Consider the following 26,017-nt stretch of genomic DNA (forward strand, 5'->3'; position numbering starts at 1 on the left):
GTCAGGGCTCCTCGGCGGATGTCGCAGTGACGGCGGCCTCTGGGCGCACCAGGGTGTAGAGCAGGTAGCGACCCAGCCGCCAGTGGGGGTCGACCCGGCAGTAGCGCCACTCGAGCTCGATCAGCCGGGTCAGGTCGTCGCCCGCGGCCGGCGGCTGGCGCAGGTAGTCGTGGAAGACGCGAATCCCCGCCACGGCGCGCAGCTCGAGGCCGCACTCGGCGCTCCAGGCCGCGATCTGGGCATGGGTCAGGGGCGAGATCGGCGTCAGCCGCTGGCGCAGCCCCTTGCCCTCCAGGCGATCCGCCAGGGCCTTCTCCAGGTTGCCCTTGACCACGTTGGAGAGCCGCAGGGCGTCGCGATTGAAGACCATCAGCGAGAGCTGGCCGCCCGGCGCCAGCCGCGCCGCCAGGGTGGCCAGCGCCGCGCGCGGGTCGGCGAGCCACTCCAGCACCGCATGGCAGGCGATCAGCGACCAGGGGCCGGGCGCGACGTCGGGAAGCCGCTGCAGCGGCGCATCCACGAGTGTCACGGGCCATCCGGTCAGCTGCGCGCGCGCCCGCTCGCGCATCTCGGCGGCGGGCTCCACCAGGGTCACGGCGTGGCCGCGCTCGGCAAACCAGGCGGCCAGCTGGCCCAGTCCGCCGCCCACGTCGAGCAGCGGCTGCCCCTCGAGGGCCAGCATCTCCGGCAGCAGGCGGTCGAGCAGCGCCAGGCGCAGCTCGCCGCGGGCCTTGCCATAGAGGCTGGCGGCGAACTTGTCGGCCAGGCCGTCGAAGTGACGGTCGCCGGCGGGTGAGAGCGGGGAGTCGGCATCGGGCATGGGGCGAACCGGTTGGCGCAGGTGGCGCGCATTCTACCCGGCTTTGCCCGTGGACTCACGATCTACGCCGGCCGGGCGAGGTCTATCGTGGATAGCTCGCATCGCTCGAGGCTAAGCTGCAGGCAAGCCTGCGTGGAGGCGCTGTGAACCCCTCCCTGGGCGCTACCGGCGCCATCCCTGGCGCAGGACCTCCACTTCGGCTTGCCTCCAGCGCCTCTCGCTATTCGGAAATGCGATAGCCCCTTCGGCCGGGCGCGGCAGATGGTGGGCCCAGGGGGTATCGGCCTCGATCTGGGCCGCCAGGGCCAGCAGGCGCCGCTCCTCGCCCATGGGGCCGAGCACCTGCACGCCCACCGGCAGTCCCTCGGGCGTGATATGCAGCGGCAGCGACATGGCCGGCTGGCCGGTGAGGTTGGCCAGCTGGGTGAAGGGGGTACGCGCCAGGGATTCCCGGGCCAGACGCTTGAGCATCCCCGCCTTGAGCGCCAGCGCAGGCATCCCGGGCAGGGCCAGCAGCGCCATCAGCCGCTCCCTGGCCGGCGGCGGGTAGAGCTCGCCCCGCCGCGGCGCCGGAGCGGCGGCCACCGGCATCAGCAGCACGTCGAAGCGGCGGTGAAAATCCGCCATGGCCCGGGCCACGTCGTTCCAGTAGCGCTTGGCTAGCTCGTAGTCGCGCACCGGCAGACGGCGCCCCAGCCGGCCGATGGCGCGGGTCGAGGGCTCGATGGCCAGCCGCGACACGGGCACCCCGGTCTGCCGGGCGATCCAGGCCAGGTCCGCCGAGAGATGGCCCAGGTATAGGGTCAGATAGCTGTCGGCCAGCCGCTCGCCGTCCACCGGCGGGTCGGCCCACTCGACCCGATGCCCCAGCGATTCCAGCTGCGTGGCGGCCCGCTCCACGGCCTGGCGCACCTCGGGGTCGAGCCGCGTGCCGAGGGCATCGCCCAGCGGCTCGCCCAGCGAGACCGCCACCCGCAGCGGGCCGGGCGCTCGCTCGGTGGCCGCCAGGAAGCCCTGCTCCCTGGGCAGCGGCCAGGGGCTGCCGGGGTCCATGCCGTTGACGGCGTCGAGCAGCGCGGCGCTGTCGCGCACGCTGCGGGTCAGGGCGTGCTCCACCACCGCGCCCTGCCACACCTCGGCGAACATGGGCCCCAGCGGCACCCGCCCGCGGGAGGGCTTGAGGCCGAAGAGCCCGCAGTAGCTGGCGGGGATGCGGATCGAGCCGCCGCCGTCGCCGGCCATGGCCAGCGGCACCAGCCCGGCGGCCACCGCGGCCGCGGCCCCGCCGCTGGAGCCGCCCGGCGAGTGCTCGGGCGCCCAGGGATTGACCGGATGGGGAAAGGCGCGCGGCTCGGTGATGCCCATCAGGCCGAGCTCCGGGGTGGCCGTCTGGCCGAGGATCGTCAGGCCCGCCTCGCGCAGCCGGGTGACCAGGGTGGCATCCTGCGGCGGCCGCCAGTCGGCCAGGGCCGCACTGCCAAAGGCCAGCGGCTCGCCCTCGATGGCCATCAGCAGGTCCTTGGTCAGCGTCGGCACCCCAGCGAAGGGGGCGTCGGCGGCGACCGCCCGCCCCTCCTTCGCGGCGCGCTCGAAGCGGGTGCGCACCACCGCGCCGAGGTCGGGATTGTGCGCCTCGATGGCCGCGCAGGCGGCCGCGAAGACCTCGCCTGCGCTCACCTCCCCCGAACGAATCAGCGCCGCCAGGCCCAGGGCGTCGTAGCGCCGGTACTCATGACTCTCCATGGATCGCCTCCTCGGTCAGCCCCCGGTGTCCCCTGCCTCGCGTCGACGCTGCCAACCCGCCAACCGCTCCCGACCGTGCTCGAGATAGGAGAGCAGCGCCGGGGTGACCAGCAGCACCAGCAGGGTCGAGCCGCCGAGCCCGAAGGCGATGGAGGCCGCCATGGGGATCAAAAACTGGGCCTGCAGCGAGGTCTCGAAGAGCAGCGGCAAGAGGCCGCCGATGGTGGTCAGGGAGGTGAGCAGCACCGCCCTGACCCGCTGCACCACCGCCTCGTTGAGCGCCTCGTCGATGGCCAGGCCGCGGTCGCGCTGCTCGCGGTAGAAGGTCACCAGGATGATGGCGTTGTTGACCACGATACCGGAGAGGCCGAAGAGACCAAACAGCGACAGAATCGTCAGCTCGATGCCCAGCAGCCAGTGGCCGAGCAGCGCCCCCACCAGCGAGAAGGGAATGATCGCCATGACGATCAGCGGCAGGCTCCAGGAGGCGAAGACCCAGGTCAGCACGCCGTACATGAGGCCCAGCCCCACCAGCAGCCCGACCCGCATATCGGCCAGGGTCTCGCGCTGGTCGGCGGCACGCCCCTCGAAGCTGTAGCTCAGGTGGTGGTCCCGGGCCAGCGCCGGGAGCACCGAGGCCGAGAGGCTCTCGCGGATCTGCTCGGCGGAGGTCGCCTGGGTATCGATCTCGGCGGTGACCTCCACCGCCAGCCGACCGTCGGCGTGGCGCAGCGCTTCGAAGCCCTGGCGATGGGAGAGGGTCATGACCTGATCCAGGGCTACCTGGCGGCCGTCGGGCAGGGCCACGGCCAGGCTCGACAGGGTCGCCAGGCGCTCGCGCTGCTCACGCGGCAGCTGAACGCGCACCTCCACCTCGTCGGCGCCCGCCTGGTGCACCTGCACCACCCGGCCGTCGAAGGCGGTGCGCAGCTGACCGCCCAGCTCGGCGGTGGTCAGCCCCAGCGCTTCGCCGAAGGCGTTGACCGAATAGACCAGCTGCTCACGCCCCCAGGGCATGTCGTCGGCGGTGTCGAGCACCCCGGGCAGGCTGGCCAGCGACTGGTTGAGGGAGTCGGCGGCGCGGCGCAGCGCCAGGGGTCCTCGCCGGTCAGGCGGATATTGACGTCGCGCCCGGGCGGGCCGGCGGCGCGCTCGTTGATGGCCAGGGCGTCGAGCCCAGCCGGTTCCTGGATGCGGTCGCGCCAGGCGCGAATGAACTCGGTGTTGCGCACGTCGCGGTCGTCCGGCGAGGTCAGCTCGATCATCAGCGAGCCCACTTCGTCGGCGCTGCGGCTGGGCGCCCCGCCCTCCAGGGTCGCGCCATAGCGGGTCACGGCGATCTCGACCAGCCCGCCGCCCAGGGCGCGGTCGGTCTCCTCGAGGCTCTCTTCCAGGTGATCGAGGAAGGCCGCGACGCGGCCGCGGTCGGTGCCGGCGACGAAACTCGCGTTGGCATAGAGCACGCTGGGCTCCGGGGCCGGGAAGAAGTTGAAGCCGATGCGCCCCCCGGCCAGCAGCCCCACGGTAACCAGGGTCACCGCCAGGGCCGTTGCCAGGGTGGCCGCCCGGTGGCGCAGGGTCAGCGCCGAGAAGCGCCGGAAGGGGCCCTCGCGGAAACGCTGGAAGCCGGCCTCGAAGCCGGCGCGCCAGCGGGCCAGCCCGCGCGGGGCCCGCTCGCCGCCGCGACGCGGCACGAAGGCGTTGCGCAGGTGCGCCGGCAGCACCACGAAACACTCCAGCAGCGAGGCGATCAGCACGCAGATCATGATGATGGGGATGTCGCCGAGGATATTGCCGATCACCCCGCCCACCATCAGCAGCGGCATGAAGGCCGCCACCGTGGTCAGCGAGGAGGCCAGCACCGGCCACAGCATGCGCCGCGCCGCCCCCGCCGAGGCGTTGCGCGGCGCCTCGCCCAGGCGATGGTGGGCATCGGCGTCCTCGCCCACCACGATGGCGTCATCGACGATCACCCCCAGGGCCATGATCAGCGCGAACAGCGACATCATGTTGATCGAGCCGCCGATGCCCCAGAACACCCCCAGGGCGGCCATGAAGGCGGTGGGAATGCCGATGGCCACCCACAGCGCCACCCGCGCCGGCAGGAAGAAGTAGAGCAGGATCACCACCAGCAGCAGGCCGGTGGCGCCGTTGGTGACCAGCAGCTTGATGCGCTCGTCGATCAGCTGCCAGGATTCGTCGTGGACCTCCAGGGTGACGCTGTCCGGCAGCGTCGGGCGGGTCTCGTCGAGCCAGTCATCGAGCAGGCGGGCCGCGGCCAGGGAGTTGCCCGCCTCGGCGCGCTGCAGCTGCAGCTCCACCGCCGGCTTGCCCAGCCGGCTGAGCGCCACCTCGCCCTCCCGCGGCTCCTGGCGCACCACCGCGATATCGCCCAGGCGCAGCTGGACCCGGTCGCCGCTGAGGATGGCCAAGTCTTCGAAGGCCAGGGGATCGCGGCGCTGCGCCAGGGAGCGCAGCTCCCGGGCGCTGTCCTGCTGGCCCAGGATGCCCGCCGGCAGGTCCCGCGACATGCCCTGCACCCGCTCGGCGATCGCCTCCAGGGAGAGCGACAGGCCCTGCAGCCGCTCCGCCGGCACCTCGATGCTGATCTGCTGCTCGGACAGTCCGGCGATCTCCACCCGGTCGATGCCCCGGGCCAGCAGCTCGTCCTCGAAGCGCTGGGCCAGCTGGCGCAGCTCGCGCCGGTCCAGCTCACCGTACACCAGCAGCCGCGCCACCGGCTCGAAGCGGGCCAGCCGGGTGACCTGGGGCGTCTCGGCATCCGCCGGCAGGTGGGAAAAGCCGTCGACCTCCTGGCGCACCTCGTCCAGGGCCAGCACCGGGTCGGTGCCTTCGACGAACTCCAGGGTGATATTGGCGATGCCCTGGGCGGAGGTGGAGGTCATGCGCTTGAGTCCCTGGAGGCTGCGCAGGCGCTGCTCCAGGGGATTGGTGATGCCGGCCTCCACATCCTCGGCGGAGGCCCCGCTCCACACCACCCGCACGCTGACCACGTCCAGGGCGAAGGTGGGAAAGAACTGGACATTCATGCGCGCGATGCCCAGCGCCCCGCCCAGCAGCATCACCAGCATCACCAGGTTGGCGGCCACCCGGTGGTGAACGAAGAAGCCGATCAGGCCGCGGCGACGGGTCATGCCTCGGGCTCCTCGCCGTCGTCATGCCGGCCGCCGGCCTCGGCGAGCTCCACCCGCAGCCCCTGCATGGCGTTGGGCAGGTGGGTGACGGCGATGCGGTCCCCCTCCTCCAGCTCCGCGGCGCGCACCAGCAGCCAGCGCTCGCCCTCGGGCCCCGGGGTCTCGCCGAGCCGCTCGACCCGGACGCGCCGCAGGCGGCTGTCGTCATCGATGCGGTAGAGCACGTCGCTGCCGTGCAGGGCGCCGAACGGCACCGCCATCGCCTCCTCTACCGCCGGGCGCTCCAGCAGCACCGCCACCAGGCTCCCCGGGCGCAGCCCGGCCGCCGGCCCCTCCAGCGCCAGGATCGCCTCGGTGCCGGCGGGATCGCCCTCCCCCGCCAGGCGCTCGAGCACGAAGCGCTGGTCGCCCTCCACGGCCCGGGCCGTCAGCGTCTCGCCCCGGTCGAGCCGCGCGCCGAGCTCGGCCTGATAGCGCTGAGGAATCCGGGCGCGCAGCTCCAGGCCGTCGGGGGATAGAGCGAGAGCAGCGCGGCACGGGCGCCTACCTGGTCGCCGGGCGCCACCTGCACGCCGCTGACCACCCCCTCGAAGGGAGCCACCACGCGGCTGCGCTCGGCGTCGCGCCGGGCCGCATCACGCAGGGTCTCGGCGCGGGACAGCTGCGCCTGGAGGCGGCGCAGCCGCGCCGGATGCTCCGCCAGCTGGCTCTCGCGCTGGGTCACGGTGAGGCGCGCCTGGGCCAGGGCATCCCGGGCGGCATCCAGCTCCGACTGGGAGGAGAGGTTGCGCTCCACCAGCGAGCGGGTGCGCTCCAGCTGGCGGGCGGCGTTGTCGCGGATCTCACGCTCCCGCTCCAGCGCCTGGCGGTCATTGTCGTGGCGAAGGCGCTCGTTGTCGATCTGCGCCTCCAGGTCCGCCACCTCGGCCTCGGCCTGGCGCAGGGGCGGCAGCGTATCGGCCTCGTCCAGCGCCACCAGCAGGGCACCGGCGGCGACCCGCTGGCCGTCGCGCACCGGGCGCTCGGCCACCCGGCCCGCCATGGGCGCCACCAGGCTGAGGCGCTCGGGGGCCACCACCTCACCGAACAGCGGCAGCACCGGCACCCGTTCGGCGAAGCTTACCGACATGGCTTCCACCCGCCAGCTGCGCTCCTGGGGCGTCGCCGCCGGCGGCTCGGGCCGCGTCAGGCGCAGGGCGAGAAAGCCGGCCACGCCGATGGCCAGTATCAGCACGGGAACCAAGCGTTTGATCATCGACAAATCCCGGAACAAGCTAAGAACAAAATGGAATGACAGGGAGCCACTATACCGGCTTCGGCCTCGGAAGAAGAGACGCCCAAGGGGAATATCACGGAGACAAAGCGCCGCACCGGGCATGCCGGCGGTTTATCTCCCTCGCCGCATTCCCTATAATGCGCCCGGTCGCGCCCCTATAGCTCAGCTGGATAGAGCGTCCCCCTCCTAAGGGGAAGGTCCCAGGTTCGAATCCTGGTGGGGGCGCCATCCCTCCCCCCTCAAGAAGACGCCACCGCCTCGCTCAGCGTGTCCTGGGCCACCACCACGCGATTGCGCCCCTGGCGCTTGGCATGGTAGCTGGCGCGGTCGGCGCGCTTCACCAGCGGCCCCCCGTCCCGGTCATCCGGATCCAGCCGCGACACCCCGATGCTGGCGGTTACCCGAAAGCAGTGCCCCTCGGCGTGAAAGGCCAGGTCGGCAATGCGCTCGCGCACCCGCTCGGCGATCTCCCGCGCCTGGGCCAGCGGACAGGCCGGCAGCAGCAGCGCGAACTCGTCGCCGCCGAGCCGGGCCACGGCATCCTGCTGGCGAACCGTCTCCTGCAGCAGCTGGCCAATCAGGCGCAGCAGCTCGTCGCCGGCCCCGTGGCCGGCGGTGTCGTTGACCGGTTTGAAGTGGTCCAGGTCCATCATGATCAGCGACAGCACCTTGTCGCTGTCGCGGCGATGCAGGGTGCAGGCCTCTTCCAGACGATTTTCGAAACCACGGCGGTTCAGGCAGCCGGTCAGCGGGTCGTGCTCGGCCTCCCAGCGCTGCTTGGTTTCCCGGGCCTGTCGCTCGGTGATGTCCTGCACCGTCCCCACGAACCCCAGCGGCGTCTTGCCCAGCGTGACCTGGCTGACCTGCACCTCCAGCCAGAGCAGCTCGCCGTCGTCGCGCTGGAAACGATACTGGCGGGGCCGCTCCTCCTCCCCGCTCAGCATGGCCCGCCAGCGCTCGACGAAGGGGCGGCGATCCTCGGGATGCACGTGGCGCAGCCACTCGCTGTCGGGATGGTCGCCGACCGCGTAGCCGGCAATGGCTTCCAGCTCCGTGTTGACGTAGTTGACCCGACCGTGCATGTCGACCAGGAACATGCCCACCGGCGAGGAGGCCAGCACCGCGTGCAGGAAGGCTTCGCGGGACTCCCGTGAGGCAAGGGCCTCCCGGCGATTGCCTTCCAGGCGGTTGAAGGCGTCGGCGACCTGGCGCAGCTCGTTCATCGAGGTACGCAACGTCAGCCGCTCGGCGTCGCCGCGACCGATCCGGATGATCTGCTGCTCCAGGCGATGCAGCGGCGCCAGCCCCAGGCCCAGCAGCCACCAGAGCAGCGGCAGCATCACTGCCACCGTGGCGAGCCCCACCCAGCGCAGCTCGCTGGCGTAGCGCTGAATGGGGGCGTTGACCTGGCTCGTGGGAAGAAAGACCCCCACCACCCAGTCGGCCGACCACACCTGGCGAAAGGCCATCAGCGCCGGCTCGCCGTCCAGCTGCTGGCCCACGCCGCTCCCCTCCCAGCCAAAGCGCGCCAGCTCCAGCAGCGGCAGCTGCTCGGCGTCCGGCACCGGCTGCATGAGCCGGCTGGCATCCGGGTGGCTGATCACCCGCCCCTCGACGGTGGCCAGCAACACGTGCCCCTCATCGCCGATGCGCCGCGACTGCAGGTTGAGGAAGGCGTCGCCGTGGCGCAGGCTGGTGTTGCCGCCCAGGATCCCGGTGAAGTTGCCCGCCTCGTCGAGCAGCGGCTCGATCACCATCACCTGGTCGATGCCGGTCTCGCCGCCGCGGTAGGGCTCGCTAACCAGGGGGCGGCGAAAGCCCCGCGCCTGATGAAAGTAGTCACGCTCGGCGATATCGGGGCCGCCTTCCGGGAAGGGTGGCCAGGCCGCCACCGGCTCGCCCTCGGCGTCGAACACCATCAGCCGGTCGAACAGCGCCAGCAGCCCCTCCTGGGCCCGCAGCTTATCCAGCAGAGCAGGGTCATCGACGGAAAGGCTGGGGCGCAGCCGGGCCAGCGCCCGCTGGCGATCCTCGACGGAGCGCTGCAGCTGATCGGCGATCAGCTCGGCCTCGTAGGCCAGGTGGGTCAGGTTCTCGCGCTGCGCCAGGGCGCCCCCGCTGATATGGCTGTAGCCCAGCAGCGCCACCACCAGCGCCAGCCAGCCGAGGCTGACGCCAAACAGCAGGCGGGAACGCAGGGTGGGAAGCATCCATTCCGGCAAGGGGTGGCACCCGTGATCAGTGGGTTGAGACTCGATCATGACACCGGCGACCCGCCAGCAAAAGGAGCGGCGTCAACTATCGGGCCGATAGAGGGGGCCATAAACCGAGCCTCAACGCCGAATGACTGCCAGCGTCAGATCCCCGAGTGGCGCCCGACGCCCTCTTCGGCCAGGGCCACCAGCGCCGGATGGTCGTGGATGGTCAGCTCACGGCCCTCCACCGCCACTAGCCCCTGCTCCTGGAAGCGGCCCAGCACCCGGCTGACGGTCTCCAGCGCCAGGCCGAGGTAGCTGCCGATATCGGAGCGCGACATGGAGAGGTGGTAGCGATAGGGGGAGCAGCCCCGGGCCCGGAAGCGCTCGGAGAGTCCCAGCACGAAGCTGGCCAGGCGCTGGTCGGCGGTGCGCCCGGAGAGCAGGCACATCATGCGCTGGTCGTTGCGCAGTTCGCGGCTCATGCAGCGGTAGAGCTGGCCGCGCAGCTCCGGCAGCCGCTCGGCGAGGTCCTCCAGGCGGGTGAAGGGCAGCTCGCAGACGAAGGCGGACTCCAGCGCCGTCACGCTGCCGTAGCAAGCGCTGTCGCCGATGCCGTCGAGCCCCACCAGCTCGCCGGGCAGATAGAAGTGGGTGACCTGGTCACGCTGGGCATCCTGGGCGACCGACTGCTTGAGGCTGCCCGAGCGCACCACGTAGAGGCTCTCGAAGCGGTCGCCCTGGCGCACCAAGGCCTCGCCCCGCTTGAGCGGTCGCGGCCGCTCGATGATGGCATCAAAGGACTCCAGCGCCTTGACATCAAGCCCCAGGGGCAAGCAGCGCGCATGCAGGCTACAGCGCTCGCAGCGGGTCTCGTTGACCGGCTGGCGCCGACTAGACTCAGGCTTCATGGACTCTCCTTGCCTCGTGTTGCCTAGCGTGCTCAACGCCCCAACCGACCCGACCGCAGGCGCTGACAGGCAGCGGCGGCTGGTTCGGAGGGTTCCGGGCGTCACTACAAGATGAGTGATATTTTGACGTGTATCAAGCACCAATACTACCGCTTTCGCCCCGGGTAGCAGCCCAGGCTGCCGCCTCAGGCAACGCCCCACAGCAAATAAGCCGCTGGTAACACATACAAAAAACCGGCCCCCGAAGGAGCCGGCTTTTGTCTAGCCTAGGCTAGGCGCTGCTTAGAACATGTAGCGAGCGCCGGCCACGACGTAGGTGTCTTCAGTCTCGATATCGCGATCATTGATCTCGGTGAAGACGTTGACGTTCTGGTTCAGACGGTAGTAGGCGCCAGCAACGAATGTGTTGCGGCTATCAAAACCGTCAGGAGTGTCGACATGGTAGTAGTCGCCGGCCAGGGTGAACTGACCCATGCTGAAGGTGCCGCCCAGGCCGTAGACGTCCTGACCGTCGCCATCGAAGGCATCACGCTGAGCGTCGATACCCAGGCGACCGCTGAACATGTCGTTAAAGGCGTAGGTAGCGGTAGCGCCGTAGCGGGTCTTGTTGCTCAGGTTGTTAGAGACTTCGAGGGGCTCCGGCTCGGCCCAGCCGGCGGCCAGACGCAGGCCGGCCACTTCGTAGGTCGCACCACCCTGGGAGCGCACCTTGCTGCTGTCCAGGCCGAGGTTGTCGTTGGCGCTGTAGTGCTTGCCCTGGATAAAGGCCTGGAAGCCCTCCAGGTTCGGGGTCATATAGGCGATGGAGTCGCCGCGAGAGTTGAACGGGTGACCGGTCATCTCATAGCCGCGATCCAGGTAGATATCGAACGGGATCAGGACTTGGCTGTTGTACAGGCCGGCGAAATTACCGCCCATCACGGTACCGAAAGTCTGGCTCTCGACACCCACCAGGCTGGTGCGCACTTCGGTGAAGGCGTCATCGGTGTTGCGCTCGTCGCCGTCGAAGCGCCACTCGACTTCGAAGAAGCCACGCAGGTCCGGGTCGATCTGGCTGGAGCCGTTGATGTTCAGGCGCGAGTAGATATTGCGGAACTCGGAGCCGGAGCCGTCGGTAGCAGCAGCATCAGTGTTGGACACACCAATGGCCACACGACCGCCGATGTTCAGCTGGGTGCCGTCCTGGTCGTAAACGGTGGCGGCTTGTACGGCGGTGCCGGTGAGGGCCATGGCGCCGGCAACGGCAGTCGCTAACAGTGTCTTTTTCATCGCGATAGTTCCTTTACTAGCTTACTGTTTCGATCGTTGCTGCCCGATCGGAATGATCGGTGCAGGGTAGCTTGCCGGGCATGCGTCTCGCCGTGGTTGGCGCGGCTCCTTCCCAGGAGGGTCGCCAGGCCGGACATGTCCGCAGCGAAGCCTTGTTATAGTCCAATGCTCGCAGGTAGAACTCTATACCGGGATTTTCGGGAACGCAACAAGAAAAAACACTGTTTTCCTTCACGCCTGCCCCTAACCACGGAACCTTCCCCTGCTAAAGCGGTCATCGCGCATCCTAACGCGAGCCGCGGCCGCCGGCCTGTCAAAACAGCGACCTGGCAGCGATGAGCCCGCACATGATGCCCCGCTGATACAGCGGGAGGCAAGTGCGGGGCGCTTCAACGTTTGATGCAGAACAAGGGCGAGGGGCTCAGCGGCGGCGCTGGCTGCCGCCGTGCTTGGCGAGCAGCGCCGAGAGCTTGGCCTCCAGGCGCTGTTCGGGGCTGGCGCTGTCGGCACCCGGCGGACGCTCGGTGTCCGCATGCGCGGCCGAGCCGGGCGGCGCGGCCGTGGTTGTCGGGGTCGCCCGGGAGGCGTCGGGCCGGGGCGCCTTACGCGACGTATCGGGCTGGACGCCCCCGCTGGCCGCAGCCGCCGGCTTCGCCTTCCGGCCCCCTCTGGCGGCGCGGCCCTTGCCCCCGGCTGCCGAGGGCTTGCGGCGCCGCTCGGCCTGCAGCCGCTCGAGCTTGCGCCGGGCGTGTTCGGCGGCCTGGGCGTCGACCCGCCCCTGGGGGCGGCCGGTCAGGTCGATGCGCTCGGCGCCCTCACGCACCGCCTTGAGATAGCGGGGCAGGTTGACGTAGCCAGCCAGGGCGCGGCGCACCAGCTTTTCCGGCCAGGGCTCGTCGGCGGCCAGGTCGAGGTGAATGCCCACCTTCAGGGGTCTCGTGTGGCCCTTGAAGAAGGCCTGGGGATAGCGCCGGTACCACTGGTCGAGCAGCGCCTCGGCGGAGGGCGCGGGCTCGATGGGCAAGCTGCCCTGCTGGTCGGATGGGACTTGCGGCGTTGCCCCATCGCCGGAAACCGTCGCTTCGGCACCGGCCGGCTCGGCGGCTGGCGGCGTGGTCGGGACCGGTTCCGGGGCGGGGGCTGCGCCGTCGGGCTCGGCGGCTGGCGCCGTGGTCGGGGCCGGTTCCGGGGCGGGGGCTGCGCCGTCGGGCTCGGCGACGGCCGGTGGCGTCGTCTCACGGGGGCGGTGACCGATCAATGCGGAAAGCCCCTGGGCGCGCCGCGTCCGGGCGGGGGCTCGGGGCCGGCTCGCCGCTCTTGAGCCGCTCGAGCAGCCGCGCGTTGTGCTCCTCGAGTTCGCGATTCTGCTCGTCAAGCTCGCGATTCTCCTCCTTGAGCTCCAGGCGCTCCGCCTCCAGCTCGGCGAGTCGGGCGTTGAGCGCCTCGAGTCGTTCATGGAAGGCTTGCAGTTGACCCAGGGCGGTGTCGGTGCGCGCTTCCAGCGCGTCCAGCAGGCGGTGTGAACGTTCTTCGGTCAAACCGGAACCCTCCAGGCAGACTCTTCTTGCGTATCCGTCATGCGGCCCGTGCCGCCCACGGGTGCAAGTCTGTGCCAGAAGCCTCGCCATGACAAATGACTCTTCGCAGACTGGCGTGAACTGGCTCTGTGGGAGGGAGCTTCAGCTCGCGAAGTAGCGCAAAGCGCTACCCATGGGGCGCCTGCGGCGCCTTCGTCGAAGCGTCGAACCGCCGGCAGAGTCGAGACGTCGAACCGCGGCCTCCCACCATAAAGCCTGCGAAACATGTTCACGCTAAAGTGCGAAGTACCTGACAATCTGCTTACTCACCGCGGCGGCGATACTCCACGAAGTCGTAGGCGGGCTGGCCGACGGCGGGACTGCCCGGCACGCGCTGGGTCTCCTGCCACTCGGCCGGGTCGAGCTCGGGAAAGCGGGCGTCGCCCTCCACCTCGATATCGACCTCGGTGAGGTAGAGCCGGCTGGCATGGGGCAGCGCCTGGGCGTAGATCTCCCCGCCCCCATCACCATGATCTCCTCCGCGGCATCGATGGTCGCCTGCTGGTCGGCCAGGGCCAGGGCCGCGGCCAGGTCGTGGCAGACCCGCACCCCGTCGTGGTGAAAGTCGGGGGCGCGGGTCACCACGATATTGAGCCGCCCGGGAAGCGGGCGGCCGATGGAGGCGAAGGTCTTGCGGCCCATCACCAGCGGCTTGGCCTGGGTCATGCGCTTGAAGAACGTCAGATCCTCCGGCAGGTACCAGGGCAGCCGGTTGTCCACGCCGATCACCCGGTTACGATCCATGGCGGCGATCATGGCGATGGGCACCAGGGTCTCGTCGGTCATCTCGCTTGTTGTCTCGTCGGTCACGAAGCGGGCCTCGCTTATACCGCCACGGCGGCCTTGATATGGGGATGGGGGTCGTAGCCCTCGATGGCAATGTGCTCGAAGCGGAAATCGAACAGGTCGGTAACGCCGGGGTCGAGCACCAGGCGCGGCGCCTGCCGGGGCGTACGGCTGAGCTGCTCTTCGGCCTGCGCCAGATGGTTCCGGTAGAGGTGGGCATCGCCCAGGGTATGGATGAACTCCCCCGGCGCGAGCCCCGAGACCTGGGCGATCATCTGGGTCAGCAGGGCGTAGCTGGCAATATTAAAAGGCACGCCCAGGAAAATATCGGCGCTGCGCTGGTAGAGCTGGCAGGAGAGCCGCCCATCCGCCACGTAGAACTGGAACAGGCAGTGACATGGCGGCAGGGCCATCTCGTCCACCAGCGCCGGGTTCCAGGCCGAGACGATCAGCCGGCGCGACTGCGGATCAGTGCGGATCTGCTCCAGCAGGGTGGCGATCTGGTCGACGTGGCCGCCGCGGGGGTCGGGCCAGCTGCGCCACTGGTAGCCGTAGACCGGGCCCAGGTCACCGTTAGCATCGGCCCACTCGTCCCAGATGCGCACCCCGTGCGCCTTGAGGTAGGCGATATTGGTATCGCCGGCCAGAAACCACAGAAGCTCGTGAAAAATCGAGCGGGTGTGCAGCTTCTTGGTGGTCAACAGCGGAAAGCCCCGGGCGAGATCGAAGCGCATCTGGTGGCCGAAGAGCGAGCGGGTCCCCGCCCGGTGCGGTCGTCGCGCTCGACGCCGTGGTCGAGCACCTGGCGCATCAGATCCAGGTAGGGCTGTTCGAGGGGCGGAAGCGTCGGGTCGGTCACGGCGTAGCCTGGGCTGGAAAATGGGGAAAGAATTCTACCGGATCTCAGCTGGCATGTTGATCGGGCATTACCAGTGAATCGGGCAGCTCCGCCTCAAGGGCCATCCGCTGCTCGGCGTAGCTACGTATTCGGTTATAGGTCGCCATCAACATCAGTGAGGCCTTCCTGGCGGCGCTCAGCGCCTCGGCAAAAGCCTCCGGATCCTGCATGTATTCATGGACCAGCTGGTTGCGTAACTTGCGGGCCGCCAGCCAGCTTTCCGTGCTTTCCAACACACTGAGCCGTTCGGCTCGATTGAGGTTCTCGATCTGGCTACCGGTATGCTCGGCAAGACTTTGCAGCCAGCGTGGTATCAGTTTGTCGGCAATGGTGTCCTGCATTCGGCTGTAACGCGAGACGAAGGCTTCGAGCCTGACCGCTTCCTCGGGCCGCTGATCGAGCGACGCGACCCAATGGGCATCGAGAGTGACGCCGGACTCGAACAGGGAACTCCAGCTGTAGCGCAGATGATGCCCCTCCCGACGCACGATCTCGAGCGTCCACAGGAAGCGATCGATCGGCAAGAGTGTCTGCTTTTCATCTGTCATAGCGTCTGGGCCGTGTCACGTGCGTGGCGGTGGACCGGGTTCAAGGGAGTGGTCGGGTCGACCACCAGGATATCGATGGGCTGATCACCGAGACGAAGCTGAAGGCGTGCCGTGAGAGTCAGCATCTTGTCCATCTTGCCGACGATTTCACGCGGACTTTCCACCAGAAGGTCAATATCACCTCCCCTGGCGCCGTCATCCAGGCGTGAACCGAACAGCCTGACGCTTACCTCATCGCCGAACACCTCGGCCGCCGACTGCTTGATGATTTCCACTTGTTCCGGCGTCAATCGCATCGGACACCATCCTGATCGATGAGCAAATCTCGCGATGTATCGGGCTTTATATTCTGGCATCCACCGGCTGCCGGCGCGACCAGAGGATCAGGGTGATGCCGAAGGCGATCATCGGCAGGGTCAGCAGCATGCCCATGGTCACCCAGCCGAAGGCGATGAAGCCGATATGGGCGTCGGGCAGGCGCACGAACTCCACACTGAAGCGGAACACCCCGTAGAGCAGCAGGAAGAGCCCGGAGACCAAGCCGCGGGCACGGGGCTTGGCCGACACCCACCACAGCACCACGAACAGCACCAGCCCCTCGAGGAAGGCCTCGTAAAGCGCCGTGGGGTGGCGCGGCTCGGGCCCCATGCCGGGAAAGGGCATGCCCAGGGCAGCTCGGTGACCCGGCCGGGCAGTTCGCGGTTGATGAAGTTGCCGATACGCCCGGCACCCAGGCCGATGGGCACCAGCGGGGCGATGAAGTCGGTGAGGGTAAAGAAGGCCATGCGCTTCTTGCGGGCGAAGTAAAGCGCGGCCAGCAGCACCCCGATCAGCCCGCCATGGAAACTCATGCCGCCGTCCCAGATACGCAGGATCCACAGCGGGTCGGCCAGCCACTGGCCCATGCCGTAGAAGAGCGCATAGCCCAGCCGGCCGCCGAGCACCACGCCGATGGCGGCATAGAACAGCAGGTCGCCCACGTCGTCGCCGCTCAGGCCGAAGCGGGCGGCGCGGCGGCGCCCCAGCCACCAGGCGGCGACGAAGCCGATGACGTACATCAGGCCGTACCAGTGCACCTGAAAGGGGCCCAGGGAGATGGCCACCGGGTCGATGTCGGGATAGGTCATGGCAGCCTCTCAGAGCAGAAAGCGCAGCCCCACCACCGCCAGCAGGGCGGCGAAGGCGAGGCGCAGAACGTGGGCCGGCAACACGTGAGCCAGGCGGGCACCAACCCGGGCGAAGGGCACGCTGGCAATCACGATGCCGAGGAAGGCGGGCCACATGACGAAGCCGGTGGCACCGGCGGGCAGCGGCGGGTGCCCCCAGCCGACCACGATGAAGGTGGCCGCGCCGAACAGCGCGATGGGCAGGCCACAGGCGGCGGAGGTCCCCACCGCCTGGGTCATGGTCGCCCCGCAGCGCGAGAGCCAGGGCGCGCAGAGGGTGCCGCCACCGATGCCGAACAGCGCCGAGACGCCGCCGATCGTGCCACCGGCGAGGCCCATGCCCAGCCGCCCCGGCGCCACCGTGCCGGGCTTGGGGCCAAGCCCAGCGCCATCTTGCCCGCCACCAGGAGCACGAAGACCCCGAAGAGGCGTCCCAGCAGCCCGCCGGAGAGGGCCCCGGCCACGAAGACCCCGGCGATGGCGCCCAGCACCAGGCCCGGCAGCAGCGCCACGAACCAGCGGCGCTGGATGCTGCCGCGCTGATGGTGGGCCCAGGCCGACGACGCCCCGGTGATCACGATGGTAGCCAGCGAGGTGCCCACCGCCAGGTGCATGGCGATCGCGGGATCGACGCCCTGCAGGCCGAAGGCGAAGACCAGGGCCGGCACGATGATCAGCCCGCCGCCCACGCCGAACAGGCCCGCCATGGTGCCGGCGGCGGCGCCCAGGGCCAGGTAGCCGAGAAGGGTAATGAACAGGGTCATGTCGATGCGGTTTCCTCGAAGGCATCCGGCCGCCAGTGGCGAAGCATGTCGATCAGCGCCCGGGGCCGGTACGGCTTGGCCAGATAGTCGTCCATGCCGGCCTCCTGGAAGCGCCGGCGGTCACTCTCGGTGGCATTGGCGGTCAGAGCCACCAGCACGCTGCGGGCGCGGCCGGGGTCGTCGGCTTCCGCCTCCCGCCAGCGCCGCGCAGTCTCCACGCCATCGATATCGGGCATGAAGATATCCATGAAGACCAGATCGTAGGCGTGACGGCGGCGGCTCTCCAGCGCCTCCTGGCCACCGGCCACGCTATCCACCGTCACGCCCTGCCCTTCCAGCACCTGGCTTGCCAGCATGCGATTGACGGGCCCATCGTCGACCACCAGCACCCGCAGGCTCGGTCCCCGGTCGGGCAGCGAAGGCGCATCGGCTTCCGCCAGGCCGTCGCGGTCGTCGGCCAGGCTGTTGAGCAGCAGGGTCACGTCGGCCATGCGCTCGCGCAGCTCGGCGAGACGCCGGGCCTCGACGCCTCCCCCAGCGCGCTCCAGCTCGGCGGCCAGATCGCCCAGCAGCGGCGCAAGCTCGCGCTGCAGCAGTCCCAGGTAGCGCGACTTGAGCCGCGAATCCTCCCGGGCCCGCTCACGGGCCGCGAGCAGGCCACCCAGCTGTGGCAGCCCCCCTGGGGCTCGTCGAAAAGCAGCAGCTCATAGCCCTGGGTCTCGAGGCGCTCCACCGCCAGCCGGCGCCAGCGGCCCTCGGCGTCGCGCACCTGCATGGTGGCCGGCTCGCCGCCCTCACCGTGACTGCCGCGCAGCCGCGTTGCGGCGCTCTGGCCGCGCAGCGCCGCGGCGCTTTGCCCCAGCAGCTGCTCCATGGCCAGATTGGCCGCCACGACACGCTGCTCGAACAGCAGCAGCGCCGGGCGGGAGGCCGCCACCAGCAGCCCCGTCAGGTCCGGCGACTGCTGCCAGCGTGCCTGCAGCTGGCCGAGCGCCTGGTCGAGCCGACCGAGCCGTTCGGCCAGTCGATCGTCTGCGGCAGGCGGCTCCCCCGATGACGGTGTCTCCGGCGGAGGCAGCCACTCCGGCAGGCTATCCGCCAGGCCCCCCAGGCGTCGTTCGACCCGCGCCAGGCCGTCGTCGACGCCGGCTTGAAAGTCGCTCAGGCGATGGCGTAGCTGCAGCAGGAAGGCCGCCGTGGTCAGGGTGGTGCCGACCAGCAGCATCAGCAGCAGCCAGCCGGCCTCAGCCCAGGAGGTCGGCTCAGGTGTACCCAACCACAGAAACAGCCCCACCGCCAGACACAGCAGCACCAGTACCAGTTGGGCCAGCAGAAAGGGCCATAGCAGTGGCCAGACAAGTCGCGACCAGAAGCGGTCCTTGCAAGGTGCAGCGGGCATGCTCATCCCTGTGGCAATGCAACGATGGACCGAGTGTACGTGGCCGGGCCGCCGCTGTCATGGCAGCGCGGCGGGGTTCAACGCCCTGGCGGTTACGACAGCCAGACATACCGGCAAAGTTCAGCCCCGAGCGACGCGAGTGCCCTCAGCGGGGGCTGCGTCCAGCAAGATGCGCTCCTGGTGTTCCCCGAGCGGTCGGCCGCCGGGGCCGAAGCGGCGCTCGCCGAGGCGAATGCAGCCGGCCTGGGCCTGCCACTCGAGCCAGGTCATGGCGCGGGTGCCGTACTGCTCGCCGAGAATGAAGGGAGAGGACAGCCGCCGCTCGAGCTCCAGCCCGACGCCGGTCTCCGGCAGATGGGCGTCATCGGCGGGCTGGGTATCGCCCAGCGCGGCCAGCGCCTCGTCCGGCCAGCGCCCGCGACGCAGCGCCTCCAGCAGCCCCTGGCGCACGCTGATCAGCTTCGGCCAGGGGGTATCCAGGCTGGCATTGGAGAGCCCGTGGACGCCGGGCCTGACCGCCGTCAGACGCAGCAGGTCGCGCCCCCGGTGCAAATGCCAGAGCCGGTGGCCGTCGCCGGCCAGCAGGTTGAAGCCGGCAAAGCGCCACCCTTCTCCACCGGCCAGCTCCTCCAGCCAGGCGGGCAGATCGGCGCACTCCAACGCCTCCCGCACCAGCTGACCGCGGCTCGGGGCGCTCGCCGACACCTTGAGCTCGGGGTCGCGGACATTGGTCACTGCGGCGACGCGGCCGCGGCGGTGCACGGCCAGCCAGGTGCCGCCGGCCTCCAGGTCGCGACCACCGACGATCGCCGGCGCATCCTGCCAGACTCCCAGGGGAGCGGCGGGGCGCTGGTGAAATTCGTCCCGATTGGCCACCAGCCGCAGCGGAATCGCACTATCAGGCCGAAAATCGAAAGCGATCAGGCACATGGCATTCAGTCCCGGGGCGGCAGCAGATGCGACAGCTGCCACTCGGTCATGCGGCGGATCAGGTGGTCGCGCACCGCTCGAGGGGTGTTCAGGGCCAGGGTCTCCTGCACCAGGGCCTGGGCCGCATCCAGGGGCACGCGGCGGATCGCCGCCCGCACCCGCGGCAGACTGGGCGCATTCATGGAGAGCGAATCGAACCCCATGCCCATCAGCAGCAGCGCCCCGGCCGGGTCACCGGCCAGCTCGCCGCACAGTGACAGCGGCATCTTGAGCTTGTGGGCATCCTCGGAAAGCCGCGCCAGGGCCGAGAGCACCGCCGGATGGCAGGCGTCGTAGAGGTCGGCGACCCGCGGGTTGTTGCGGTCCACCGCCAGCAGGTACTGGGTCAGGTCGTTACTGCCCACCGAGAAGAAGTCGGTGCGCTCGGCCAGGGCATCGAGCTGGTAGAGGGTCGCCGGGACCTCCAACATGACGCCCACCTTGGGCCGTTCGACCACGACCCCCTCCTCGCCCAGCTCGCGCACGGCGCGGTCCAGCAGGCGCAGGGCGTCGTCGACCTCATCGACGTTGGTGACCATGGGCAGCAGCACCTGGAGATTGTCCATGCCCTGGGAGGCGCGCAGCATGGCCCGCAGCTGCACCATCAGCACTTCCGGGTGGTCCAGGGTCACGCGAATGCCGCGCCAGCCCAGGAAAGGATTGGCCTCCTCAATGGGAAAGTAGGGCAGGTCCTTGTCGCCGCCAATATCCAGGGTGCGCATCACCACCGGCAGCGGAGCAAAGCTTCTCCAACTGGTCGCGGTAGAGCCGCGTCTGCTCCTGCTCGCCGGGGAAGCGCTCGGTAATCATAAAGGGCACTTCAGTGCGGTAGAGCCCCACCCCGCCGATGCGCTTCTTGAGCGGTCCCACCGTATCGATGGCCAACCCGGTGTTGACCATCAGCGGCATGACGTGGCCATCGGGGGTCTCGCTGGGCAGGTCCTGCTCGTGCTCCAGCAGCTCGCTCAAGGCCTCTTCCTCAGTGATCAGCCCCTGGTAGTGACTCTCCAGCTCCGAGGAGGGGCGCACGAAGAGGCGGCCGCGGTGGCCGTCGAGGATCACCGGCGCCCCGGAGAGACGCGGCAGCGGCAAATCGACCATGCCCAGCACCGTGGGAATGCCCATGGCGCGGGCAATGATTGCAACGTGGGAGGTACTGGAGCCGCGTACCGACACCAGCCCGGCCAGCCGCTCGCGGGGGATTTCCCCTAGCGTCGCCACGCTGATCTCGTCGCCCACCAGGATGCTGTTCTCGGGGTAGCGATTCGGCGTACTCGCGCACTCCTCCTGAAGATGGGCCAGCACCCGTCGGCCCAGGTCGCGAACGTCGGCGGCCCGCTCGCGAAGGTAGTCGTCGTCGACCCGCTCCAGATACTGGACGTGACGGCGCACCACGTCGGCGAGGGCCCCCGGCGCCCACTGCCCTTCTCGGATACGCTTCTTGATCTCCTGGGAGAGCGCGGCCTCGCCCAGCATCTGCTGATAGACCTCGAACAGCGCCAGTTCCTGGGCGGAGATCCGGTTGGCCAGCCGCTCGCCGGCGGCCCGGATCTCCTCGCGGACGCGCTCGATGGCCACCCGGAGTCGCTCGATCTCGTGGTCGACATCGGTGGGAATGAGATCGGGCACGCTGTCCAGGTCGGCCGGCGGGGCGATCACCACGGCCTCGCCGATGGCCATACCGGGCGAGGCGGCGACCCCGGTGAACATCGCCTGGCCACCATCCAGGCTGGGGCGACTGAGGCTTCCGGTCACCAGGGCATGGGCCAGCACGCCGGCCAGCTGGGCCCCCATGGTGACCAGGAAGGCTTCGTCCTCTTCGTCATAGCGGCGCTTGGCGCCCTGCTGCACCACCAGCACCCCGAGCATGCGGCGCTGATGGATGATGGGCACGCCGAGAAAGCTCGAGTAGCGCTCCTCGCCGGTGGCCTCGAAGTAGCGAAAGCGCGGATGTGCCGGCGCGTCCTCCAGGTTCAGCGGCTCCTCGCGCTCGGCCACCAGCCCCACCAGGCCCTCTCCCACGCGCAGCGTCACCCGCCCCACCGCCTGAGTGTGCAGGCCGATGGTCTCCATCAGCACCAGCTCCTCGAGCTCGGCGTCATAGAGATAGAAGGAGCAGACATCGGTGCGCATCGCCTTGCGGATGCGGCGCACCATGGTGGCCAGGGCGGCGTCCAGGCTACGGGCCGAGTTGACCTCCTGAATGATCCGTCGCAGCACCTCTAGCATCGGCGTCTTGCGTTCCATGGTTGTTGTCTCCCGCCTGCTGAGGACTTGATGACGATCACGCCGCCGTGGAGGTTCCGGGCTTGCGCCGCCCGCCGGGCGGCAAAGGGATCAGCGGCCTTCCAGGGCCAGCCGCTGTGCGCGGGGAGACAGCTCCCTCAGGGCGCGGCGGTAGACCTCACGCTTGAACGGCACCACCTGCCCCAGAGGATACCAGTAGCTCACCCAGCGCCAGCCATCGAATTCCGGTTTGGGCGAGCCATCCATGCAAATGCGGCTTTCCTGACAGTGAATCCGCAGCAGGAACCACTTCTGTTTCTGGCCGATGCACACCGGCCGGGAGTTGATGCGAACCATGCGTCGCGGCAGGCGATAGCGCAGCCATCCCCGGGTACAGGCAAGCACTTCGACGTCATCGGCAGTCAGGCCGATTTCCTCTTCCAGCTCGCGATAGAGGGCCTGTTGCGGTGTCTCGGATGCCTTGATGCCTCCCTGGGGAAACTGCCACGCATTCTGTCCTACCCGACGCGCCCATAGCAGCTGCCCCTGGGCGTTGGCGATGATGATGCCAACGTTGGGGCGAAAGCCGTCAGCGTCGATCACGGACGTCACCTTATAAATCGTCATTGGAGCCATTCTTCCACAAGGGCACAAAGCGCATCAATACAACAAAGTGGCAGTCTGTCCTGGGCGTCGCCATCCGGCCGGGGCGTGTCGCTTAGCACCGACGGCGGATGTCTGCCATAATCGCGGGCTTTCGCGCATCGCGCTCCATCCAACAATCGCAAGGGGTAAGCCGTGAGTCTGGCCATCTTCGACCTGGACAACACCCTGCTGTCCATCGACAGCGACCATGCCTGGGGCGAGTTCCTGCTGGAACAGGGCGCCGTGGACCCGGTCGCCTACCGGGAAGCCAACGACCGCTTCATGGCCGACTACGACGCCGGCACGCTGGATATCCACGCCTTTCTGGAGGTGGCGCTCAAGCCGCTGGCGGACAACTCGCCGGAGCAGCTGGCCGCCTGGCACCAGCAGTTCATGGCCAGCAAGGTCGAGCCCAGCATCCTCGCCAAGGGCGAGGAGCTGCTGGCCCGCCACCGCACCCGGGGCGATACCCTGCTGATCATCACCGCCACCAATCGCTTCATCACCGGCCCCATCGCCGAGCGCCTGGGCGTGGATCATCTGATCGCCGTGGAGCCCGAAGTGGTCGACGGCCGCTACACCGGACGGGTCAGCGGCACGCCGAGCTATCGGGAGGGCAAGGTCGAGCGTCTGGAAGCGTGGCTTGCCGACAAGGAGCTAACCCTGGACGACGCCTGGTTCTACAGCGACTCCCACAACGACCTGGCGCTGCTGGAGCAGGTGGACCACCCGGTAGCGGTGGACCCGGACGACACCCTGCGCGAAGTGGCCAAGCAGCGCGGCTGGCGGATCATCAGCCTGCGGGAGTGACGGAGGCGCCGGCGGTTAGTGCCAACGCTGGCGCTCCTACAGTCGAAAAACCCCGCCAGGCGTGCCTTGGCGGGGTTTTTCTTAGATTCTTCGCATTTTAGCGTGAACATGTTTGACAAGCTTCAAGGTGGGAGGCCGGCTCTGCCGGGCGAAGGCGCCGCAGGCGCCCCTTGTGTAGCGCTGCGCGCTACTTCGCGAGCTGAAGCTCCCTCCCACAAAGCCGTTCACACCAGTCTGCGATGAACCTTTTCTTACGGCTTACGGCTTACGGCTTACGGCTGGGGTCGAGGGTCAGCCCAGCAGGTGCTCGACGGCGGCGCGCTCTTCACGCAGCTCGTCTTCGGTGGCCTTCATCTTCTGCTTGCTGAAGCCATCCAGCTCGAGGCCCTGGACGATCTCGTACTTGCCGCCCTGGCACTTGACCGGGTAGGAGTAGATGATGCCCGGCTCGACGCCGTAGCTGCCGTCGGACGGGATCGCCATGCTGACGATGCCGTCGCTGCCCAGCGCCCAGTCGCGCATATGGTCGATGGCGGAAGAGGCGGCGGAGGCGGCGGAAGAGGCACCACGTGCCTTGATGATGGCCGCGCCGCGCTGCTGCACGTCGGGGATGAAGGTGTTCTCGTACCAGTCGCGCTCGACCAGCTCGGCGGCGGGGGTACCGACCACCTTGCAGTGGGCGATGTCGGGGTACTGGGTGGCGCTGTGGTTGCCCCAGATGATCATGCCCTCGACGTCGGTGACGTGCTTGCCGGTCTTCTGGGCAAGCTGGGTCAGGGCGCGGTTGTGGTCCAGGCGGGTCATGGCGGTGAACTGACCCGGATCCAGGTCCGGCGCGTTGCAGGAGGCGATCAGGGCGTTGGTGTTGGCCGGGTTGCCCACCACCAGCACCTTGACGTCGCGGCTGGCGTTGTCGTTGAGCGCCTTGCCCTGGACGGAGAAGATCGCCGCATTGGCTTCCAGCAGGTCCTTGCGCTCCATGCCCGGGCCGCGCGGGCGAGCGCCCACCAGCAGGGCGAAATCGGCATCCTTGAAGGCGACGTTGGCGTCGTCGGTGGCAACGATCTCCTGCACCAGCGGGAAGGCGCAGTCGTTGAGTTCCATTACCACGCCCTTGAGGGCTTCCATTGCCGGGGTGATCTCGAGCAGCTGCAGGATGACCGGCTGGTCCTTGCCGAGCATGTCGCCGGAGGCGATGCGGAAGGCGAGGGAGTAGCTGATCTGACCGGCGGCACCGGTAATGGCAATACGGACGGGATCTTTCATCGTGGCTCCTTGGGTTTTCAACGCGCGGGTTGACGCCGTGAGGATGGGCCTGACGGGGTACGCCCGCCCTGGCCGGGATTCGAACCGCCAAGATGGTATGCCTGCAGTGCACAAAACTCAATCCGACCTCCGACTAGGGAAGGGGTATCGCTAGGGCAATCACACGGCAAGAATGACTCTCGTCAAGGGGTGATTCCTACCGTGGGAGGCCGCTTCAGCGGGCGAAGGCGCCGCAGGCGCCCTATGAGTACCGCTGCGCGCCACTTCGTCGAAGCGTCGAACCGGAGCTGAAGTTGAGGCGTCGAACCATCCCTCCCACCGAGCCAGTTCACGGCAGTCTGCGAAAAGTCTTTTCTTAACAATGATCGCCCCACGCCTCGGCTCGCTCGGTCGAAAATCTCGCCGTGGCTGCGCTATGCTGGGGCCATTCGGTTTCGCCATTGGATGGCCCCATGCCACGTCGACCTCCGCTCTCCTACCTGCTGGCCGCCGGCATGCTTCTGGCCCTCCTGGCGTGGCTGGCCCTTGGCGACCTGCAGCGCTTCCAGACCCGCGCCCCGGCCGATGAACCCGCGCCCGAGCCAGCCCCCATCCGGGTCGAGTATCGCCACAGCCAGGCCACGCCGCATTTTCCCCGGCTGCAGGTCCAGGGCCAGCTGCGCCCCTTCCGCGAGGTCGAGCTGCGCACCCGCCGCGAGGGCCGAGTGGCCGAGCTGCCGGTCGCCGTCGGCACCCGGGTCGCCGCCGGCGACACCCTGCTGGCACTCGCCCAGGATGCCCTGGCGGCCCAGCTCGAGCGCACCGAGGACGAGCTGGCCCTGGCCCGGGCGGAGCTGGCCGGCGCCGAACAGCTGCGCCAGCGCGAACTGATCTCCCGCACCGAGCAGCTGGGCCTGCAGGCGGGCGTCAGTCGCGCCGCCGCCGAGGTGGCCGAACTGCGCCGGGCGCTGGACGACACCCGCCCCGCCGCTCCCTTCGACGGCGTGCTCGACCGCCTGGACGCCGAGCTCGGCGACATCCTGCAGCCCGGCGAGGCCTACGGCCGACTGGTCGACGACAGCCGACTGATCGCCAGCGCCTGGGTGGCCCAGCGCGACGCCCGACACCTCGCCCCGGGACTGCCCGCCGAGGTGCGCCTCTTGGACGGCGAGACGCTGACGGGCGAGCTCACCCACGTGGCCAGCCGCGCCGACGATGCCACCCGCACCTTCTATCTCGAAGTGACCCTGGACGATCCAAGGGGCCTGCGCCTGGCCGGCGCCAGCACCAGCCTGACGATCACCCTGCCGCCACGCGAGGTTCACGCCCTCTCCCCGCCCTGCTGGAACTCGATGCCGACAACCGCCTGCGGGTCAAGCACCTGGACGAACAGGACCGCGTCGTCGCCACCCCGGTCACCCTGGTGGAGGCCGATGCCAGCCAGGCCCGCGTCGCCGGCCTGCCCGAGCGGGTGCGGCTGATTACCCTGGGCGGCGGCTTCGTCGAGCCCGATGAGCGGGTCACGCCGGTACCGGCCGACCGCGGCCCGACCGAGCGCGGCCCGACCGAGCGCGGCCCGACCGACCGGGCCATCAACGACGAGGCGTCGCCCTGA

21 protein-coding genes, 1 tRNA gene and 5 pseudogenes are annotated in these 26,017 nt (G+C 69.2%); 4 read left to right on the plus strand and 23 right to left on the minus strand.

Annotated elements, in window-relative coordinates:
- Position 1 precedes the first annotated feature (1 nt).
- From ACSJDS_RS16930 to ACSJDS_RS16955, 6 genes are all read right to left on the minus strand, one after another.
- Entirely contained in the window at positions 2 to 820 is an 819-nt protein-coding gene (locus ACSJDS_RS16930) for a methyltransferase domain-containing protein (protein ID WP_473034257.1), read from the minus strand.
- A 162-nt stretch (positions 821 to 982) separates the two neighbouring features.
- Positions 983 to 2,563 (minus strand): amidase, encoded by a 1,581-nt coding sequence (locus ACSJDS_RS16935; RefSeq protein ID WP_473034258.1) that lies wholly within the window; start codon positions 2,561 to 2,563, stop codon positions 983 to 985.
- A gap of 15 nt (positions 2,564 to 2,578) precedes the next feature.
- The gene (locus tag ACSJDS_RS16940; RefSeq protein WP_473034259.1) at positions 2,579 to 3,601 is read right to left on the minus strand and encodes an efflux RND transporter permease subunit; all 1,023 of its coding nucleotides are present in this window, start codon (positions 3,599 to 3,601) and stop codon (positions 2,579 to 2,581) included.
- Positions 3,517 to 5,718: an efflux RND transporter permease subunit gene (locus tag ACSJDS_RS16945; protein WP_473034260.1), complete on the minus strand. Its 2,202-nt coding sequence runs from the start codon at positions 5,716 to 5,718 to the stop codon at positions 3,517 to 3,519. Before ACSJDS_RS16945 ends, ACSJDS_RS16940 begins: the two co-directional genes overlap by 85 nt.
- Positions 5,715 to 6,134, minus strand: coding sequence for an efflux RND transporter periplasmic adaptor subunit (locus ACSJDS_RS16950; protein WP_473034261.1), 420 nt, complete (start codon positions 6,132 to 6,134; stop codon positions 5,715 to 5,717). The genes ACSJDS_RS16945 and ACSJDS_RS16950 overlap by 4 nt, the downstream gene beginning before the upstream one ends.
- Before the next feature lie 11 nt (positions 6,135 to 6,145).
- A complete protein-coding gene (locus ACSJDS_RS16955; protein ID WP_473034262.1) occupies positions 6,146 to 6,973 on the minus strand; it encodes an HlyD family secretion protein in 828 nt (275 codons plus the stop codon).
- Positions 6,974 to 7,145: 172 nt separating this feature from the next.
- Here ACSJDS_RS16955 and ACSJDS_RS16960 point away from each other — a divergent pair.
- Positions 7,146 to 7,222, plus strand: a tRNA-Arg gene (locus ACSJDS_RS16960).
- Positions 7,223 to 7,233: 11 nt separating this feature from the next.
- Here ACSJDS_RS16960 and ACSJDS_RS16965 read toward each other — a convergent pair.
- The 16 genes and pseudogenes from ACSJDS_RS16965 to ACSJDS_RS17040 all read right to left on the minus strand — a co-directional run bounded on the left by ACSJDS_RS16965 (position 7,234) and on the right by ACSJDS_RS17040 (position 22,305).
- Positions 7,234 to 9,204 (minus strand): sensor domain-containing diguanylate cyclase, encoded by a 1,971-nt coding sequence (locus ACSJDS_RS16965; protein ID WP_473034263.1) that lies wholly within the window; start codon positions 9,202 to 9,204, stop codon positions 7,234 to 7,236.
- 146 nt (positions 9,205 to 9,350) lie between these two features.
- The gene (gene fnr, locus ACSJDS_RS16970; RefSeq protein ID WP_473034264.1) at positions 9,351 to 10,100 is read right to left on the minus strand and encodes a fumarate/nitrate reduction transcriptional regulator Fnr; all 750 of its coding nucleotides are present in this window, start codon (positions 10,098 to 10,100) and stop codon (positions 9,351 to 9,353) included.
- A 282-nt stretch (positions 10,101 to 10,382) separates the two neighbouring features.
- On the minus strand, positions 10,383 to 11,369 hold the full coding sequence (locus tag ACSJDS_RS16975; RefSeq protein WP_473034265.1) for a porin: 987 nt from the start codon (positions 11,367 to 11,369) through the stop codon (positions 10,383 to 10,385).
- A gap of 421 nt (positions 11,370 to 11,790) precedes the next feature.
- Positions 11,791 to 12,393 carry a ProQ/FINO family protein gene (locus ACSJDS_RS16980; protein ID WP_473034266.1) on the minus strand — a complete coding sequence of 201 codons (603 nt, stop codon included), beginning with the start codon at positions 12,391 to 12,393 and terminating at the stop codon, positions 11,791 to 11,793.
- 211 nt (positions 12,394 to 12,604) lie between these two features.
- Complete coding sequence (locus ACSJDS_RS16985; protein ID WP_473034267.1) at positions 12,605 to 12,907, minus strand: hypothetical protein; 303 nt, start codon at positions 12,905 to 12,907, stop codon at positions 12,605 to 12,607.
- Between the two features lie 301 nt (positions 12,908 to 13,208).
- Positions 13,209 to 13,732 (minus strand): annotated as a pseudogene (locus ACSJDS_RS16990) (dihydrofolate reductase).
- 38 nt (positions 13,733 to 13,770) lie between these two features.
- Positions 13,771 to 14,543 (minus strand): annotated as a pseudogene (locus ACSJDS_RS16995) (thymidylate synthase).
- A 92-nt stretch (positions 14,544 to 14,635) separates the two neighbouring features.
- Complete coding sequence (locus ACSJDS_RS17000) at positions 14,636 to 15,154, minus strand: hypothetical protein (protein ID WP_473034268.1); 519 nt, start codon at positions 15,152 to 15,154, stop codon at positions 14,636 to 14,638.
- Between the two features lie 20 nt (positions 15,155 to 15,174).
- On the minus strand, positions 15,175 to 15,474 hold the full coding sequence (locus ACSJDS_RS17005) for a nucleotidyltransferase domain-containing protein (RefSeq protein WP_473034269.1): 300 nt from the start codon (positions 15,472 to 15,474) through the stop codon (positions 15,175 to 15,177).
- Positions 15,475 to 15,520: 46 nt separating this feature from the next.
- Positions 15,521 to 16,305 (minus strand): annotated as a pseudogene (gene lgt, locus ACSJDS_RS17010) (prolipoprotein diacylglyceryl transferase).
- A gap of 9 nt (positions 16,306 to 16,314) precedes the next feature.
- Positions 16,315 to 17,108: pseudogene (locus ACSJDS_RS17015) on the minus strand (sulfite exporter TauE/SafE family protein).
- Positions 17,105 to 17,599 carry a response regulator gene (locus ACSJDS_RS17020; protein WP_473034270.1) on the minus strand — a complete coding sequence of 165 codons (495 nt, stop codon included), beginning with the start codon at positions 17,597 to 17,599 and terminating at the stop codon, positions 17,105 to 17,107. The pseudogene ACSJDS_RS17015 and the gene ACSJDS_RS17020 overlap by 4 nt, the downstream one beginning before the upstream one ends.
- Positions 17,587 to 18,507: a hypothetical protein gene (locus tag ACSJDS_RS17025; protein ID WP_473034271.1), complete on the minus strand. Its 921-nt coding sequence runs from the start codon at positions 18,505 to 18,507 to the stop codon at positions 17,587 to 17,589. Before ACSJDS_RS17025 ends, ACSJDS_RS17020 begins: the two co-directional genes overlap by 13 nt.
- 120 nt (positions 18,508 to 18,627) lie before the next feature.
- Positions 18,628 to 19,437: an NRDE family protein gene (locus ACSJDS_RS17030; protein WP_473034272.1), complete on the minus strand. Its 810-nt coding sequence runs from the start codon at positions 19,435 to 19,437 to the stop codon at positions 18,628 to 18,630.
- Positions 19,438 to 19,442: 5 nt separating this feature from the next.
- A pseudogene (gene ptsP, locus ACSJDS_RS17035) lies at positions 19,443 to 21,705 on the minus strand (phosphoenolpyruvate--protein phosphotransferase).
- Positions 21,706 to 21,813: 108 nt separating this feature from the next.
- Positions 21,814 to 22,305: an RNA pyrophosphohydrolase gene (locus tag ACSJDS_RS17040; RefSeq protein ID WP_473034273.1), complete on the minus strand. Its 492-nt coding sequence runs from the start codon at positions 22,303 to 22,305 to the stop codon at positions 21,814 to 21,816.
- Positions 22,306 to 22,500: 195 nt separating this feature from the next.
- Here ACSJDS_RS17040 and ACSJDS_RS17045 point away from each other — a divergent pair, with 195 nt between their 5' ends.
- A complete protein-coding gene (locus ACSJDS_RS17045) occupies positions 22,501 to 23,157 on the plus strand; it encodes a histidinol-phosphatase (RefSeq protein ID WP_473034274.1) in 657 nt (218 codons plus the stop codon).
- A 291-nt stretch (positions 23,158 to 23,448) separates the two neighbouring features.
- On the opposite strand, the gene ACSJDS_RS17050 is transcribed toward ACSJDS_RS17045, so the two are convergent.
- Positions 23,449 to 24,423, minus strand: coding sequence for a malate dehydrogenase (locus ACSJDS_RS17050; RefSeq protein ID WP_473034275.1), 975 nt, complete (start codon positions 24,421 to 24,423; stop codon positions 23,449 to 23,451).
- A 452-nt stretch (positions 24,424 to 24,875) separates the two neighbouring features.
- Here ACSJDS_RS17050 and ACSJDS_RS17055 point away from each other — a divergent pair, with 452 nt between their 5' ends.
- Together ACSJDS_RS17055 and ACSJDS_RS17060 are read left to right on the plus strand one after the other, a co-directional pair.
- Positions 24,876 to 25,883, plus strand: coding sequence for an efflux RND transporter periplasmic adaptor subunit (locus ACSJDS_RS17055; RefSeq protein WP_473034276.1), 1,008 nt, complete (start codon positions 24,876 to 24,878; stop codon positions 25,881 to 25,883).
- Entirely contained in the window at positions 25,874 to 26,017 is a 144-nt protein-coding gene (locus ACSJDS_RS17060; protein WP_473034277.1) for a hypothetical protein, read from the plus strand. The genes ACSJDS_RS17055 and ACSJDS_RS17060 overlap by 10 nt, the downstream gene beginning before the upstream one ends.

Source organism: Halomonas sp. SL18_1 (assembly GCF_055755715.1).

Excerpts from the sequence above, each read along its gene's own strand:
- ACSJDS_RS16930 (WP_473034257.1), bottom strand. The coding sequence starts at position 820 with ATGCCCGATGCCGACTCCCCGCTCTCACCCGCCGGCGACCGTCACTTC.
- ACSJDS_RS16935 (WP_473034258.1), bottom strand. The coding sequence starts at position 2,563 with ATGGAGAGTCATGAGTACCGGCGCTACGACGCCCTGGGCCTGGCGGCG.
- ACSJDS_RS16945 (WP_473034260.1), bottom strand. The coding sequence starts at position 5,718 with ATGACCCGTCGCCGCGGCCTGATCGGCTTCTTCGTTCACCACCGGGTG.
- ACSJDS_RS16955 (WP_473034262.1), bottom strand. The coding sequence starts at position 6,973 with ATGATCAAACGCTTGGTTCCCGTGCTGATACTGGCCATCGGCGTGGCC.
- ACSJDS_RS16965 (WP_473034263.1), bottom strand. The coding sequence starts at position 9,204 with ATGCTTCCCACCCTGCGTTCCCGCCTGCTGTTTGGCGTCAGCCTCGGC.
- fnr (WP_473034264.1), bottom strand. The coding sequence starts at position 10,100 with ATGAAGCCTGAGTCTAGTCGGCGCCAGCCGGTCAACGAGACCCGCTGC.
- ACSJDS_RS16975 (WP_473034265.1), bottom strand. The coding sequence starts at position 11,369 with ATGAAAAAGACACTGTTAGCGACTGCCGTTGCCGGCGCCATGGCCCTC.
- ACSJDS_RS17005 (WP_473034269.1), bottom strand. The coding sequence starts at position 15,474 with ATGCGATTGACGCCGGAACAAGTGGAAATCATCAAGCAGTCGGCGGCC.
- ACSJDS_RS17020 (WP_473034270.1), bottom strand. The coding sequence starts at position 17,599 with ATGGCCGACGTGACCCTGCTGCTCAACAGCCTGGCCGACGACCGCGAC.
- ACSJDS_RS17025 (WP_473034271.1), bottom strand. The coding sequence starts at position 18,507 with ATGCCCGCTGCACCTTGCAAGGACCGCTTCTGGTCGCGACTTGTCTGG.
- ACSJDS_RS17030 (WP_473034272.1), bottom strand. The coding sequence starts at position 19,437 with ATGTGCCTGATCGCTTTCGATTTTCGGCCTGATAGTGCGATTCCGCTG.
- ACSJDS_RS17050 (WP_473034275.1), bottom strand. The coding sequence starts at position 24,423 with ATGAAAGATCCCGTCCGTATTGCCATTACCGGTGCCGCCGGTCAGATC.
- ACSJDS_RS17055 (WP_473034276.1), top strand. The coding sequence starts at position 24,876 with ATGCCACGTCGACCTCCGCTCTCCTACCTGCTGGCCGCCGGCATGCTT.